This is a genomic window from Peribacillus saganii, assembly GCF_003429095.1.
GTDB lineage: Bacteria > Bacillota > Bacilli > Bacillales > DSM-1321 > Peribacillus > Peribacillus saganii.
Map to the genome: position 1 here is coordinate 14,891 of NZ_QVTE01000004.1, position 15,235 is coordinate 30,125.

Annotated in this window: 16 protein-coding genes and 1 riboswitch; of the genes, 15 read left to right on the forward strand and 1 reads right to left on the reverse strand. The window is 43.2% G+C overall.

The window, feature by feature from the left end; all coding sequences use genetic code 11:
• The first annotated feature begins 158 nt into the window (after positions 1-158).
• A complete protein-coding gene (locus D0469_RS20805; protein ID WP_158553322.1) occupies positions 159-338 on the forward strand; it encodes a hypothetical protein in 180 nt (59 codons plus the stop codon).
• A gap of 244 nt (positions 339-582) precedes the next feature.
• Positions 583-2,709 (forward strand): M6 family metallopeptidase, encoded by a 2,127-nt coding sequence (locus D0469_RS01450; protein ID WP_233522909.1) that lies wholly within the window; start codon positions 583-585, stop codon positions 2,707-2,709.
• Positions 2,710-2,998: 289 nt separating this feature from the next.
• On the opposite strand, the gene D0469_RS01455 is transcribed toward D0469_RS01450, so the two are convergent.
• A complete protein-coding gene (locus D0469_RS01455) occupies positions 2,999-3,481 on the reverse strand; it encodes a hypothetical protein (RefSeq protein WP_117324887.1) in 483 nt (160 codons plus the stop codon).
• A gap of 140 nt (positions 3,482-3,621) precedes the next feature.
• Positions 3,622-3,816, forward strand: a riboswitch (cobalamin riboswitch).
• A 113-nt stretch (positions 3,817-3,929) separates the two neighbouring features.
• On the opposite strand from D0469_RS01455, the gene D0469_RS01460 reads away from it, so the two are divergent.
• The 13 genes from D0469_RS01460 to D0469_RS01520 are packed head-to-tail and all read left to right on the forward strand — an operon-like array spanning position 3,930 to position 15,036.
• Entirely contained in the window at positions 3,930-4,919 is a 990-nt protein-coding gene (locus tag D0469_RS01460; protein ID WP_117324888.1) for an ABC transporter substrate-binding protein, read from the forward strand.
• Positions 4,882-5,940, forward strand: coding sequence for a FecCD family ABC transporter permease (locus D0469_RS01465; protein ID WP_117324889.1), 1,059 nt, complete (start codon positions 4,882-4,884; stop codon positions 5,938-5,940). Before D0469_RS01460 ends, D0469_RS01465 begins: the two co-directional genes overlap by 38 nt.
• Before the next feature lie 6 nt (positions 5,941-5,946).
• A complete protein-coding gene (locus D0469_RS01470; RefSeq protein ID WP_117324939.1) occupies positions 5,947-7,410 on the forward strand; it encodes an adenosylcobinamide amidohydrolase in 1,464 nt (487 codons plus the stop codon).
• Positions 7,407-8,372 (forward strand): adenosylcobinamide-phosphate synthase CbiB, encoded by a 966-nt coding sequence (gene cbiB / locus D0469_RS01475; RefSeq protein ID WP_117324890.1) that lies wholly within the window; start codon positions 7,407-7,409, stop codon positions 8,370-8,372. The genes D0469_RS01470 and cbiB overlap by 4 nt, the downstream gene beginning before the upstream one ends.
• Positions 8,347-9,411 (forward strand): threonine-phosphate decarboxylase CobD, encoded by a 1,065-nt coding sequence (gene cobD / locus D0469_RS01480; RefSeq protein ID WP_117324891.1) that lies wholly within the window; start codon positions 8,347-8,349, stop codon positions 9,409-9,411. The genes cbiB and cobD overlap by 26 nt, the downstream gene beginning before the upstream one ends.
• Positions 9,393-10,001 carry a bifunctional adenosylcobinamide kinase/adenosylcobinamide-phosphate guanylyltransferase gene (locus D0469_RS01485; RefSeq protein ID WP_117324892.1) on the forward strand — a complete coding sequence of 203 codons (609 nt, stop codon included), beginning with the start codon at positions 9,393-9,395 and terminating at the stop codon, positions 9,999-10,001. The genes cobD and D0469_RS01485 overlap by 19 nt, the downstream gene beginning before the upstream one ends.
• Positions 9,967-11,466, forward strand: coding sequence for a cobyric acid synthase (locus tag D0469_RS01490; RefSeq protein WP_117324893.1), 1,500 nt, complete (start codon positions 9,967-9,969; stop codon positions 11,464-11,466). Before D0469_RS01485 ends, D0469_RS01490 begins: the two co-directional genes overlap by 35 nt.
• The gene (gene cobS, locus D0469_RS01495; protein ID WP_117324894.1) at positions 11,463-12,254 is read left to right on the forward strand and encodes an adenosylcobinamide-GDP ribazoletransferase; all 792 of its coding nucleotides are present in this window, start codon (positions 11,463-11,465) and stop codon (positions 12,252-12,254) included. The genes D0469_RS01490 and cobS overlap by 4 nt, the downstream gene beginning before the upstream one ends.
• The gene (locus D0469_RS01500; protein ID WP_233522910.1) at positions 12,224-12,838 is read left to right on the forward strand and encodes a histidine phosphatase family protein; all 615 of its coding nucleotides are present in this window, start codon (positions 12,224-12,226) and stop codon (positions 12,836-12,838) included. Before cobS ends, D0469_RS01500 begins: the two co-directional genes overlap by 31 nt.
• A complete protein-coding gene (locus D0469_RS01505; RefSeq protein ID WP_117324896.1) occupies positions 12,790-13,227 on the forward strand; it encodes a bifunctional adenosylcobinamide kinase/adenosylcobinamide-phosphate guanylyltransferase in 438 nt (145 codons plus the stop codon). Before D0469_RS01500 ends, D0469_RS01505 begins: the two co-directional genes overlap by 49 nt.
• A 13-nt stretch (positions 13,228-13,240) precedes the next feature.
• Entirely contained in the window at positions 13,241-13,825 is a 585-nt protein-coding gene (locus D0469_RS01510) for a cob(I)yrinic acid a,c-diamide adenosyltransferase (protein WP_117324897.1), read from the forward strand.
• Positions 13,826-14,311: an ECF transporter S component gene (locus D0469_RS01515; protein ID WP_117324898.1), complete on the forward strand. Its 486-nt coding sequence runs from the start codon at positions 13,826-13,828 to the stop codon at positions 14,309-14,311. It begins immediately after the preceding gene.
• On the forward strand, positions 14,308-15,036 hold the full coding sequence (locus D0469_RS01520) for an ATP-binding protein (RefSeq protein WP_117324899.1): 729 nt from the start codon (positions 14,308-14,310) through the stop codon (positions 15,034-15,036). The genes D0469_RS01515 and D0469_RS01520 overlap by 4 nt, the downstream gene beginning before the upstream one ends.
• Positions 15,037-15,235 lie beyond the last annotated feature (199 nt).

Consider the following 15,235-nt stretch of genomic DNA (forward strand, 5'->3'; position numbering starts at 1 on the left):
GCACACACACAACTGAAAGAGATAGTCGCTACCATTCCAGAGCGTGGGGATAAAGGCAAAAAAGCCGACCTGCTTGCAGGCTTAGTTGACGCGAATAAAGCAAAAGCACAGGAACTTATCGACAATGCAAAGACCTAGCCAAACTTGAAGTGAAACGAATGACTGTATTAGTCGGGGATTTATTGACATTGGCGAGGTCCGATTCTGGGATGATTGAACACGTAAATGAAAGGTTTGACTTTCGTCCTATTGCGGAGAGGGCGATTGATTCAGTGCGATTAATTGCACAGTCAAAACACATCACGTTTTATATCAGCATCCCTATCATAGAACAATAGTATCGGTGTCTAGCATACATTATTAACGCTCTCCAATATGTATTGCCTTTTTGATCTTAAGACAGAGACTTTTCAACTAAATTTTTAAGATATAATATTTCAAGCCAGAGAAGTAACTATCCTCCACTAGTTCTTTTAGCTCTTTGAAACGTTACAACTATGGGACAAAAGGCGCTTTTTTCAAAAAAATCCTGATGCTAAAATAACTTATATTTTAAATCTACCTTTTCGAGGGGGACTTTTGTTGAAGAAAAAACTAGTTTCTGTTCTATTGATTGGGACTTTAGTACTATCATTATTTGCACCTGCTATCGGAGCACCGTCAGCAAAAGCAGCAACAACAAATTGGGATATAGAGCGATACGGCGACAGGGTCGATATAGACGGCTATCTAAACAGCCTGGTGAATGACGAGGCTTTTCAGAGGCAGGCTGAACAAAGCATTAAAGAACAGGCAGCCAGCATCAATTTCGGTGAAGAATCCGGTGCTGAATCTACAAATGCTGACAGCCATTTTACATATGATGGCGGCACAAAAAAGTTTTTGAATCGTGATCTTACTTTTAAAGATTTTACCTTAAGAAGCGTTGGTGAAAATGTAGAGATTTGGGTAGCAAATGATCTTTCCTTCCCGGCGGGAGACCCGCGTCCAGCTCAAGTAATTACGCAGCAGCAGGTTGATAAATTAAGAGACGAGTTTGATGCCAATATTTATCCAAAGGCTACTGAATTTTTCGGCAAACCGGATGTACTTGATGGTTCTCATTCACCGCTGGCTGATTGGGGATTAGTGGACAAGAGCTACTACGAAGGCAGCGATAAAGTGATAATGCTTGTTGATAACATTATTGATGATAATTACAATGATCATAACTATCCGTTCTTCGTTGCCGGATTTTTCTGGCAAGTGCTAGAGGACTATATTGATAGAAACATAATAACGATTGATGCAAGAGACTGGGATACCCACCTTGAATCGACATTCTACGGAACCACAATCCATGAGCTTCAGCACTTAATTCACAGCGATAATGATAGTGATGAAGAAACATGGCTAAATGAAGGGATGTCTACCTTTTCAGAATATCTTGGCGGCTATGGCCACGATGACAGGTCGATCAATTATTATCTTGATCACCCTGAAAACTCGTTGGTAAACTGGGATGACCATCGTACAGCCGCAACAGGACCGGAAACGATTGCCGACTATGGGCAGGTATACTTATTCACACTTTATATGCATGATAAATTCGGCAGGGAGTTTATACGTAAGCTTGCATTAAACGAAACAAATGGTATGAACAGTGTTACTGAGACGCTTGGCGCTAGCGGCCAAAAATTAGATTTCAAAGAAGTGTACAATCGATTCATCGCTTCCCTGGCAATCGACAGCGATAAACCGGGTAATCGAATCTATGACTTTGACAGTATTAATTTAAGAGACTTGATAGTAGATAACAACGGCACGAAGCGCGGTATAACCGTAAACTATGAAACTGCCAAGCAGTTTGAAAAAGATGGTATTCCAGCGTGGGGGGGTGACTTCAAACAGCTGGAAAATGGTGACAAAATTAAGGGGATAAAAATCGATGGCGTGGATTTCCTGCCGACTCCATGGCTTTCTGTAACTGATCCTGTTGATCAGAACAATAAGGTTTTATGGGGCAATGAAGGTGATGAAGCAGATAACTCCATAATCCTTGAAGCTGATTTATCTAATAAAACCGTGGCAACGCTAAACTTTGACAACTATTATAAAATTGAAGAAACGTGGGATTTTGGGGCTGTCCAGGTATCAACGGATGGCGGAACCACGTGGAAAAGCCTTGCGAATGAAAATACTAGAACTGATGTAGTAGAGGAAGGGTATCCAACCATTAAAGAAAATCTGCCTGGGTTCACAGGTCAAAGTGATGGGTGGGAAAAAGAAACTTTTGACCTAACGCCTTATTCTGGCCAGAAAATCCTGATTTCTTTCCGGTACATGTCGGATTGGGTAACCACGGAGGAGGGCTGGTTCATTGACAATATTTCAATTCCTGAAATCAATTTTTACGATGATGGTACATCAACTGACAGTTTTAAATCGCTTGATGAAATCCGCGGTAAATATGTTGAGTATACGTTAACCTTCATTAATGAAAAAACTTCTGGCAAAGGGAATAATGCGAAAACAGAATATAAAGTATTCCATGTTGAACCATTCAATATTACAGAAGCTAAAGCTGCCCAAATTCGCCAGGGATTAAAAATGGGCGGCAAAAACTATATGATTATGACCTATGCGGCTCCGTCCGGCAAAAAGAATCCTGTGGCTTTCACATATGAAATTGAATATAAGCAGGATAAGAAAAAGCCCAAAAAGAAATAGAAGAAAAATGGTGGATTGCCGAGCCTTGTATAGCAAAGTGAAGGCCCAGGACAAGGAACGCTACGGAAGGTCTTACATGGCACGAAACAAAGCGGATGCGGGTCACACTGACGCTGCCACAGGACGTGGCGAACTTAGCTGTGTTCACCGTTATGAAGATGGAAAGTACGATAAAATAGTTAAGGGTTGAAGACTTAAATTTTCGATCTTCAAAAAGTAAAATCCTCCTGCCCTTTTAGCAGGAGGATTTTTTATATGGACTGGTCAGGTCCCGGCTGATTGCATGATTCTATTTAAGTACTTTTATGCTTGCACGAATATCCTGGATTTCTTTATCTGTCATTTTTTTGCTGTTCACCCAGAAATCAAACGCCCGTTTCTTTTTGGCATCCAGCAAAAAGCTGTGATATGAACGGAAATCCTCGCTTTGGGTATAATAACGAACACACGGCAGGGATGTGCCCTTTACTGTCCGCGAGTTAATCACAGTTTCATACTTTGGCAAAAGTGCTGTTGCTGGTTTTTTTGGGTCATATGCCAAAAAGTTGATTCCTCCTATAACTTCCCCTTTTTTCTTAAACACAGCTTTGCCTTTTAGTGAAGTTACTTGTACTGTGACAGGGACTTTGTATGTCAGCGTTGCTCCTTTAATTGTTTTTGTTTTAGTGATAGTTTGGGCGCCAGCTTCTGCTGTGACAGGCGCCGTTGCAGCGATTGAAAACAGGCAGGCAGCCGATATCAGAAGCTTAAATAGAATTTTAGGTTTCTTCATTTGAATTCCCTCCAGGTAAATTTTATTAAAAAATGCATTCATTAATTAAACGAATTTATATGGCAGGAAGTTACAAATTTCTACAAATAAATTTTTTATTTTTCAAAAAACTAGTGTATAATCAATGTAGCGAAAAATTTCATACATATTTAAAACCAGGTGAGAAAGATTCTTATCGAATTGGACTCTTAAAAGGGAAGTTGGTGAAAATCCAACGCGGTCCCGCCACTGTAAATGGGGAGCAAGCTGCTTAATGCCACTGTACAAAGTTGTATGGGAAGGTGCAGCAAGCGATGACCATGAGCCAGGAGACCTGCCTGCATTTTGTGCACCAAAACCCTACGAGGATAGGAGGAGTGTGAAGCCAGCCTTTAAACAGCCATGCCATCACAAAATCTCCTCTGTCTTAGTGGAGATTTTTTTATTTTACACACCAGGGGGGAAAGTCATGAAGAAGAAGTTTTATTCACTTTTGTTTGCTTCACTTTTATCGGCAGGCGTACTAGCCGGCTGTAATACAGGAAATGAAGATGGTAAAGATCAAAAAAGTCAGGAAAAAAATGAATCCCAAACGGAACAAAAAGAGGAAGCATTATTTCCGGTAACGATTAAGGATGCTGCCGATAAGGAGGTTGTAATCGATCAGAAACCCGAACGAATTGTCACATTGATTCCGAGCAACACGGAAATTGCTTTTGAACTGGGGCTGAATGAGGAAATCGTAGGCGTTTCAGACAATGATAATTATCCAGAGGAAGTGGCTTCAAAAGAAAAGGTCGGCGGGATGGAATTTAATATTGAAAAGATCATTTCATTAAAGCCTGATCTAGTTTTAGCGCATGAGTCATCTGCACAAAACGCGGAACAAGGACTGCAGCAATTAAGGGATGCAGGCACAGACGTTCTGGTTGTCAACGATGCAAAGGCAATTAACGAAGTATATGGGTCCATTGAGATGATCGGCAAGGCAACAGGACAAAGGGAAGAAGCCGAGAAAACCGTCGAAACTATGAAGGCTAAATTTGATGAAATTAAAGCGAAGGCTGCTGCTATCGAAGAAAGCGAACGCAAAAAGGTGCTTGTTGAAGTTTCGCCGGAGCCTGAAATTTATACAACAGGAAAGAATACTTTCATGGATGAGATGATTACCATGATTAATGCAGAGAATATCTATAATAATAGTGAAGGCTGGGTGAAGATTGATCCTGAGGCAACCATTCAAAGGAATCCGGATGTTATTATTACCACTTACGGTTTTTATACAGAAAAACCGGTCGAGAAGGTTTTAGCTCGTAAAGCATGGCAAAATGTGACCGCGGTAAAGGAGAAACAGGTTATAGATGTTGATTCGGATATGGTAACACGCTCTGGCCCAAGGCTAGCTGAAGGAGTAGAAGAACTTGCAAAGGCTATTTACCCGGACGTTTTTACAGAATAATAAGAGCATAGCATACATTGCGGCAGCATCATTCCTTGTGTTGGCTATGCTTCTCGGGATATCGATCGGGACTGTAAATGTGCCGATTATCGATATTATCAGGATTATCGGTTCAGAAATTTTTCGCCTGGTACCAGCAGAACCGATAGACCCGATGCAGGCGACCATTGTCATGAATATTCGATTGCCGCGTGTTATTCTGTCAGGGCTTGTGGGGGCGTCTCTTGCAATAGCAGGAGCAGCCTTCCAAGGCCTTTTGCGTAACCCGCTTGCGGACCCGTATACCCTTGGAGTATCTTCAGGTGCATCTGTAGGTGCGGTAGTAACGCTATTTTTTGGCATTTCACTTCCGGCAGCGGGGTTATTCACCCTGCCGCTTTTTAGTATTACGGCCGCCATTGCGACTATCCTTTTCGTATTGTTTTTTGCGCGGGCAATTGACAGAACAATGAGGGTCGAGACAATCATCCTGACAGGCATTATATTCAGCTCGTTTCTTGGGGCGTTCATTTCATTAATGATTGCCCTTACCGGTGAAGAACTGATTCAGATCATTGGCTGGCTGCTTGGTAGTGTTTCAATGAGAGGCTGGGAATATATCGGCATTATGTTTCCCTTTTTCATCATTGGCTCACTGTTGTTATTACTGAACGCTCGGGAATTGAATGCTTTGTCCTTTGGGGAAGAAAGGGCGCAGCACTTGGGAGTCAATGTAGCGAGGCGGAAATTGGTTGTCCTGACTGCAGGTTCAGTTTTAACAGGGGCGGCTGTCGCTGTTTCGGGGACAATTGGGTTTGTAGGACTCGTAATTCCTCACTTGGTACGGCTTTTGTGGGGACCTGATCACAGACATCTGCTCCCGCTCTCCGTTATGGCAGGCGGTGGATTTTTGATAGTGACCGATTTAATCGCACGAACGGTTATTTCGCCGACAGAGCTTCCAATTGGGGTTATCACTTCCTTGATCGGTGCACCTGTTTTTGCAGTGATCTTGGTTAAGAGGCGTATGGGAAGAAGGTGATTGATTATGCTGGAGCTCAACGATTTATCGGGTGGTTATGCAGGAGAAGATATAGTAAGGGATATAAGTTTTAAGGTTGAAGAGGGTGAACTGTTCGGAATATTGGGTCCGAACGGAAGCGGCAAAACAACGCTTTTAAAAATTATCAGTGGTCTGCTCCCTAATTCTAATGGTGAGTTAACGCTACAAGGCAAGCCTCTGACCGTGTATAGTTCCAAGGAGCTTGCACGTGTCATGGCCGTTTTGCCGCAGCATACAGAACAATTTTTCTCCTATACTGTTAAGGAAACTGTTTCTCTTGGCCGTTATAGCCACAAGAAAGGCTTGTTTCAGACATGGAAAGAAAATGATGAAGAAACTGTGCAAAAAGTGATGAAGCAAACCGGAGTGGCGGAATTTCAGGCTCAATATATACATGAATTATCCGGAGGAGAGCGGCAAAGGGTGTTCCTTGCCCAGGCGCTGGCGCAGGAGCCAGAAGTCCTGCTCCTTGATGAACCGACCAATCATCTCGACCTTTCCTATCAAAAGGAATTGCTTGATATGCTGAAAAAATTGACAAATGAGCGGAAGCTTACAGTAATCTCCATTTTCCATGATCTAAATTTGGCAGGGCTATATTGTGACAGGATCCTGCTATTAGAAAAAGGAAAAATAGTCAGCATCAATAAACCAAATGAAGTGCTAAAAGAAGAAAGAATCAGGGCAGTATATAAAACATCGATTCAAAAGCAGTATCATCCAGAGGTACCGAAGCCCCAGTTGTTTTTAATACCGGAGGATCAAGAACAACGGAAAGTCCAAATTAATGAGAGCTGTTTACGAATAACTGATGAATACATTTCACTCTCTTCTGAGGTATATCTAAAATGTATGTCTTCAGGTGTGACAGGATCTGGAACGGGATGGTTTCAAACGTTTGTCAACCGGCATGTACCGAAGACGTATTGCTGCAATAACCATCTGGAGGAAATGTCAGGTTATTTGAGGGAGAATGGTTTTGACCCTTCCGAAACAATTGGAATGATGACCGCTGTTATACTGGAGGATGTTTCATATAGATTTTTTGAGGAAGAATCGTTTTCTGTATTTATTGTCGTTACAGCCGGAACTGGAAATGCTGTTGACGCTTCCAGCAGCAGACAACATGAATTCATGCAAGTTCCCGGAACGATTAATACATGGGTATTTGTGAATGGAAACATTTCAGAGGAGGCTTTCATTCAAAGCATCATGACTGCGACCGAAGCCAAGGTGAAAGTATTGCAGGAAATGAATATAAAAGATCGCCTCACAGACACACTGGCGACTGGGACATCTACTGATAGCATTTTAATTGCGGCTACCCAGACAGGGGAGATGCTGCAATATGCCGGAACTGCTACGCCGCTAGGCAAGCTAATTGGCCATGGAGTATATACCTGCACCTCCACAGCACTCAAGAATTACTTAAGAAGGGGTAAACAATGATTATTGCTCACCTCTGTTCCATTACGTTAGCTTATATTATTGATTTTCTATTGGGAGATCCGCCAAACTGGCCCCATCCGGTCAGATGGATTGGATCTTTTATTTCGTATTTGGAAAACAAATTAAACATCGGAAAAAACCGAAAACGAAATGGGCTGCTGTTGCTGTCTGGAGTAATAATTCTTGTGGGTGGATTGACATCCTTAAGTGTCTATATGGCTTATAAGATTCATTTTATTGCCGGCGTGGTCCTGGAAGCTATAATCATCTCCACTGCAATCGCACAAAAAAGCCTAAGGAGTGCGGCTCTGGAGGTCTATAATCCACTGCAGGAAAATGATGTTCAAACAGCGAGACTTAAGCTTTCTTATATCGTTGGACGGGATACGGATAACCTTGATAAAGGCGAGATTGTCAGGGGTGCGGTTGAAACAGTTGCCGAGAATACAAGCGATGGGATAACAGCCCCGCTGTTTTGGGCTTTGATCGGCGGCGCGCCGCTGGCAATGGTTTATCGAGCTATTAATACTTGTGATTCAATGATAGGCTACAAGAATGAAAGGTATCAGCAATTTGGCTGGGCGTCGGCAAAACTTGATGATGCAGTTAATTGGGTGCCGAGCCGGCTGACATCAATGATGTTTATGGTCAGTATGAAACCAAAAGCTTGCAGCCGAGAACAGGCCTGGGCCATTCTTTTTAGAGATGCAAGAAGACATCCAAGTCCTAACAGCGGCTGGGGGGAAGCGGCTGTCGCATCTCTGCTGGGAATTCAATTAGGCGGCTTGAATTATTACAAAGGCATGGTATCTGACAGGGCAAAAATGGGAGAACCCCTAATCGCTCTGGAGACTGTACATATTAAAATGGCAAACACACTGATGCATCGTGCTGTTTTTGGATTTATTGTTCTTTTATGGATAGGAGGGATGGCTGTTGAAGTTACCTTCTCATGGCTCTAATCCTCATTACTTATATAATTCGCTTGGGATTGAAATGCCTGAACACTATGTGGATTTTAGCGCGAATATCAATCCGCTCGGTCCTCCGCCTGCTCTTTTGGAAGAATGGAAGCATTCCTTCCATTATATACACGATTACCCGGACCCTCAGGCTTCTGTTTTAACAAAAAAAATAGCGGCAATGGAGGGGGTACCGGAGCAATCGGTATTGGTTGGCAATGGTGGTGCGGAAATCATTTCTCTTGTAGCACGCTGGCTTGCCGGAAAAAGGGTGATGATCGTCCAGCCAGCTTTTTCGGAATATGAAACCGCTTGCCTGGCCAATGGCTGCAGGGTAACCTGGCATATGCTGGAGGAGGGAGTTTGGGAGCTTGAGCTGCCGGCTTTGGATGGAATCGATGCGATCTTTTTATGTACTCCAAACAATCCTACCGGCATAGAGTATTCACCGCAGGCAGTTGTGCATTTGATCCAGGAGTGCAGTGAACGGGGAGTGTATGTAATTATTGATGAAGCGTTTTATGACTTCTTGGAAGAGGCAGCTACTTACACTGCGCATTTGCCTGATTACTCAAATCTCATAATTCTTCGCTCGCTGACGAAAATGTACAGCATTCCAGGTTTGCGACTTGGTTATTTAATGGCAGATCAGGAGATAGTGAGCAGGATCTCGGCATATCGTCCTCATTGGAGTGTAAATGCTCTGGCTCTGATGGCGGGTGAAATTTGTATGGATGCCGAGGATCATGTAAAGAGAACGAGAGAGATGATAGAGTCAGAGCGATTGAAATTGAAAGATTTCTATGATTCTTCCGGTTTTATTATGTCTAAATCGAGCATTAATTTCTATCTTCTTAGGGAGCCAGATACCGCAGATGCTTCAGGTTTGCTTCGCTTCTTGCTCGAAAATGGAATTGTGCCAAGACACACATTTAATTTTCCTGGATTATCAGGAAGGTGGCTCAGGTTTGCGGTGAAAACCGGCAGAGACAACAGCAGCTTAATGGAGGTGCTGAACAGATGGAGAAAGGAAGAATGATTTTCATCAGCGGGGGAGTCAGAAGCGGGAAAAGCTCCTATGCGGAAAAAATCGCGGCGAAGATGGCAAAACAAAAAGGGAGAAGCTTGCACTACATAGCCTGCGGGCATGCCTCGGATGAAGAGATGGCTTTGCGGATCAGACATCATCGAGCGGAAAGGGAAAATAGCGTCCCAGCCTGGAACACGTGGGAGCACAGTACCAACATACACCGTTTAGCCTCCCGCTTTGATCAGCAGGGCATCGTTCTGCTGGATTGCCTAACAACCCTATTGAATAATGAGCTTTTTGCAAGTGAAGAAGAAAAGTGGAACTTGGCCGCTTTCCAGGAAGATGTATTCAACATGATAACAATTGGCATCGAAGCAATTCTTAACAGCTGTAAATACTTAATTATCGTTTCCAATGAGGTGCTAAATGCTCCTTTAACAGACGGAGTTACATTTATATACGGCAAAATACTTGGGAAGCTGCACCAATGGGCAGTGGATAAGGCTGATTCTGCCTTTTTAGTGGAGGCGGGCCATGCAATTTCCAAGAAGGGAGAAATAGCCGATGAATGGAATCATTGTTCTTGGGACGGCTTCTGATACGGGAAAAAGCTTTATCGTAACAGCCCTTTGCCGTCTGTTTGCCAATGAGGGTTATAAGGTTGCTCCTTTTAAATCACAAAACATGTCCAATAATTCTTATGTGACCCTGGATGGCAAAGAGATTGGACGCGCCCAGGGAATTCAGGCGGAAGCTGCCAAAACAGAAGCAACTCAATGGATGAATCCGATTTTGCTAAAGCCCCGGTCTGATATGCACTCGGAAGTTGTTTTATTCGGGCAAGCGATTCAGACTTACTCAGGAAGGGATTACCGGGAATCCTTTTATACACAGGGCATAGAGGCTATCCAGGCTTCTTTGAAAAAGCTGAATGAATTATATGATGTAATCATTATGGAAGGGGCAGGAAGCCCGGTTGAAGTTAATTTGAAGCCAAGAGAACTGGTGAATATGAAGGTGGCAGAGCTTGCCGATGTCCCAGCCCTTTTGGTTGCTGATATTGATCGCGGAGGCGTTTTCGCCAGTATTGTAGGGACAATAGAACTGCTGACCGAAAGCGAACGGAAAAGAATCAAAGGACTGATTATCAATAAATTTCGTGGAGACATCGGGCTGTTTGAAGATGGGAAAGCATGGCTGGAAAAACGAACAGGAATACCGGTTTTGGGTGTACTGCCCTATATTGACGGGCACAGAATTGAAGGGGAAGATTCCCTGTCTCTTAAAGACCGATTCTCTGCTTCTGGAAAGGCTGGCATAGACATTGTGGTTGTCAAGCTGCCTTTTCTGTCAAACTACACTGATATTGAGCCATTTTTATATGAAAAAGATGTATCGGTAAGATGGATTACTGAACCAGATCAAATTGGACAGCCAGACGCTATCATCATTCCAGGAACAAAAAGTACTATTCATGATTTGCACTTTTTGCGAAAAAGCGGCCTGGATGCTGTAATCAAGGCATATGACAAAAGCGGCGGAAGAATTGTCGGCATTTGCGGCGGCTACCAAATGATTGGTGAGACGCTAATGGACCCTGAGGGAACAGATACAGGCAAGGCCGGAAGTAGTGAAAAAGGTTTGGCAATTATCCCAGGGCATACCACCTTTCAAAAAAGTAAGATAACGGTCAGAACAAGGGGAAGAGTTTTCACTGAAGAATCAGCTTTAATGGAAGGGTATGAAATCCATCTTGGGAAAACTAGTATTTCAGATCACGATTATATACCTTTTTTGCAGCTGGAAGACGGCAGGGTGGACGGTTACTGCGGTGAAAACGGAAGAATCATTGGCACCTATTTGCACCATGTATTCCATAATGATCGCTGGAGAAATCAATGGCTAAATAGAATCCGAATAGAAAAGCAGCTGCCCTTATTAGATGCAGTAGATGTTGGCAGTGTGAAAAATGAAAGCTATGACCAATTGGCGGACAGCATTGAGCCACATTTAGATTGGGGACAGCTAAAAGAAATCATCTTTCAACGGGGAAAGCATACATGAAGTTGATAATCGCTTTCTTAATTAATCTGCAATTTTTTACCGTTGTACCAGTACGGACTTCTCTGCCGCTTGATGCCGCATATATAAAAAAAGCCGTACAATCTTTTCCGCTGCTCGGCTTACTGCAGGGGGCAGCCTATGCGGGTGTTCTCTATCTGCTGTTGAACGGGACACCTTTTTCTCAGCTGGCAACTGCTTTTCTGTTATGGCTGCTTACTATTTTGCTAACCGGGGGTTTGCATCTGGATGGCTGGATGGATGCCAGTGATGCCTTTTTTTCCTACAGGGACATTGAAAAAAGGCTGGAAATCATGAAAGATCCGCGGATTGGTGCTTTTGGTGTACTATCCGTAATCGTTCTGCTAAGCAGCAAATTTATTTTTATCTATGAAATTATAGGAAATGTCTCAGCTCCAACATATATAGTGATTATCGCCATCCCGTTTTTGAGCAGGCAGGTCATGGGGTACTTATTGATAAGGGCAGCTTTGGCAAAGCAGGAGGGACTCGCCTATTTTTTTCAGCAAAAAGCCGGCAGAACAAGTTTAATTGTCTACATGGTTTATACTATTGTCTTTTGTTCCGCTGCCTATCTTTTGGCAAGGGGTACATTACTTCCAAATTTGATTATGCTGGGAGCTGCCTTATTATTGGCGTTATCCCTTAAAAAGAAGGTTAAAGACTGGTTTGGCGGGATAACAGGGGATGTGATTGGTGCTTCTGTGGAAGGGACTGAACTGGCACTTTGGATGATTGTGTGGTTATTGCATTATTTCGTCATGGCCTAACAGAGGGAAATATAAGGAAAGCATATGTAGGATGGAGCGATTCACAGTTAAGCAGTGCAGGGAAGCAGCAGATCATTTCATTAAAGAAAATGATTGGCAAGTATGAATGGATTGTCTCCAGTGATTTGGGGAGATGCTGTGAAACGGCGGCCATTCTTTTTCCGGGGCAGCCAATTGATAAACGAAGCGGATTGCGTGAGATGAATTTTGGCAGCTGGGAAGGTATGACGCATCAGGATTTGGAAGAGGATCCGGATTATATACAATGGCTCAAGAATCCTTTTACGGATAAAATTCCCCAGGGAGAGTTCTTTCTTGAATTTGAGAAGCGAATTTTACTTGAATGGTGCTGGCTGGTTGAAGCAACTATTGACAAACGAGTATCCAGGGTGGCCGTCGTAACGCATGGCGGTGTTATCCGAACTTTGTTAACGAATTTTGCGCCTGAGGAAAGAAGTTTTTGGGATTGGAATATCGGACACGGAAGGGGTTTTGAGTTAGTGTGGAAGAAGAAAGCGTTTAGGAGGGAAAGCCGATGCACTTTATTACGGGAGGTGCCTTTAACGGGAAATCTCAATGGGTAAAGGATTACTATCAGCTTAATGAGAGGCCTAGCCGCTGGTTTTCAGCCTACTTTGGAAATCTAATTAACTATCGCTTTCAGGAACCGGATAGCTCTTTGATTGTTATGGAAGGGCTCGAACTTTTGATAAAAAATGAATGCCAGACAATTGAAATTCAGGAATGGAGGCAGTCCTGGCAGAAGGAATTGTCAAGCTGGAAAGCATGGGAGCAAAAGAAAAACGGCCGGCAGGTGATCTTTATCGGGACAGACATCTCAAAGGGAATAGTCCCTGTTGATCCGAACGAAAGAAAATGGAGAGACCTTACCGGCTGGGCTTATCAGGACCTGGCAGCTGCATGTGACCGGGTTGATCTGATATGGTATGGGTTAGGAACGCAATTAAAATAAAGGGGGATATCGCATGAGAATTTATACACGTACAGGTGATCAAGGGAAAACAAGCTTAATCGGCGGCAGAGTCGATAAAGATGATATAAGGGTTGAAGCATACGGTACGGTAGATGAGGTTAATTGCTTCGTGGGGCAGGCTCTCGCTGAGCTTGATCCCAAGAGGTTCAAAGATATCATTGTAGACCTTGAAAAAATACAGCATGAATTGTTTGATTGTGGAGGGGACCTGGCAAATGTCTCAGACAAACGGCCGATGAAGCTAAAGGATGAAGCGGTGGATTACCTGGAAGCAAGGATTGATGAATTAATAAAGGAAGCTCCAGAGCTTGAAAGATTTATCCTTCCAGGAGGCAGCAAGCCGTCAGCCTCCGTCCATATTGCCCGGACTGTCACCCGGCGTGCTGAACGTTTGGTTGTGAGTTTGATGAAAACGGACGATAGCCTCCCTCAGGTAACATTGAAGTTTTTAAATCGTTTGTCTGATTATTTCTTTGCACTGGCAAGGGTCATTAATTTCAGGCTTAATGTCAAAGACGTGGAATATGTCAGAAGTGCAAAGGTCTTCCGGGATGGAAAGCGAAAGGAAGATAAATAAATGACAGCCAGGAAGGCAGCTATTATTGCGTTATTTATCGCCCTTTCGACGGTCGGGGCCGCCATCAAAATCCCGGCCGTAGTGGGCAGCGTTGCCCTTGATACATTTCCAGCCCTGCTTGCTTCAGCCCTTTTAGGAGTCCCTGCCGGTTCCATAATCGCAGCGCTGGGGCATATTGTTTCTGCCATTATTGGCGGAATGCCGCTTGGGCAGCTGCATATAATAATAGCTGTGGAAATGGCAATCATTGTTGGTATTTTTGGTTTTCTTTATCTGAAAGGCAGAAAAAAGACTGCAGTAGCCGTATTTTTTGTCGGAAACGCACTTATTGCACCATTACCATTTATAATGTTTCTCGGTACCCCATTTTATATTGCTGTTGTCCCGTCACTTATTGCAGGAGCTTTCATAAATGTAATGGCAGCCTTTTTGGCAATTCCCAGAATTGGCCCAATTCTAAAGAAAAGAACGGCAGCTGGTCGATGAGAGACATCATTATAACCCCATTGGATGAAGCTGCTTCGTTAGTTATTGCCGCAGATAATAGCGGGGGAATCGGAATGAAACCTGATGATATTATTTCAGTGCCATATGAAGTTCTGGGATATTACAGTACAAGAGTTGCGCTAATGGAATGCATGGCTGTTGGCGGTAATCCGATGACTGTGGTCTTGCAAAATTTCTGCGGTCAGGAAGCGTGGAATGCGGTTATATCAGGTGCCCATCAAGCTTTGAACGAGCTGGATATACAGGGAGTCACCATTACGGGAAGTACAGAAAGTAACTTCGAGCTTTTGCAATCTGCCCTTGGGGCAATAGTAATCGGAAAGAAAGCGAATCAAGTTAACCTTAAGACAGAACTGGATTATTCCAATGAGCTAGGGGTGGCATTAATAGGATTGCCTCTAATAGGAGATGAAGTGATTCAGTATAAAAGCCAGGTGGCGCCATTATCACTTTTCAGATTTTTATGTGAACATGCAGATGTGGAAGCTGTCATCCCGGTCGGGTCAAGAGGTGTACTTTTTGAATTGAATCAGGTGTTTCCATGTGCTCTATTAAACAGAAGGCAGATACACACGGAAGTGGTCATTGAGAAGTCTTCAGGGCCGTCCACCTGTTTTATTGCTGTTTTTAAAAAGGATGCTATTGATCAAATTAAGGCTATGGCGGGGTCATATTTTCATTCAATTCGAATAAAATCGGAATGAATCTAAAGAACATCTTGCTTGGTTGCTGTGAAGATGGCTGGCAAGTAAAATGGGAGTAATCTTCTTTTTTTAGATAGTAAACTCCCAAATTCGGCAAGTAAACTGCAGATTTTGGACAGTAAAACTGTGGACCAATAAATAGGCAGCTTTATAGCCGGTATTTTTTAAATCAAAGGATAGTAAATATTCAGTTTTTGCG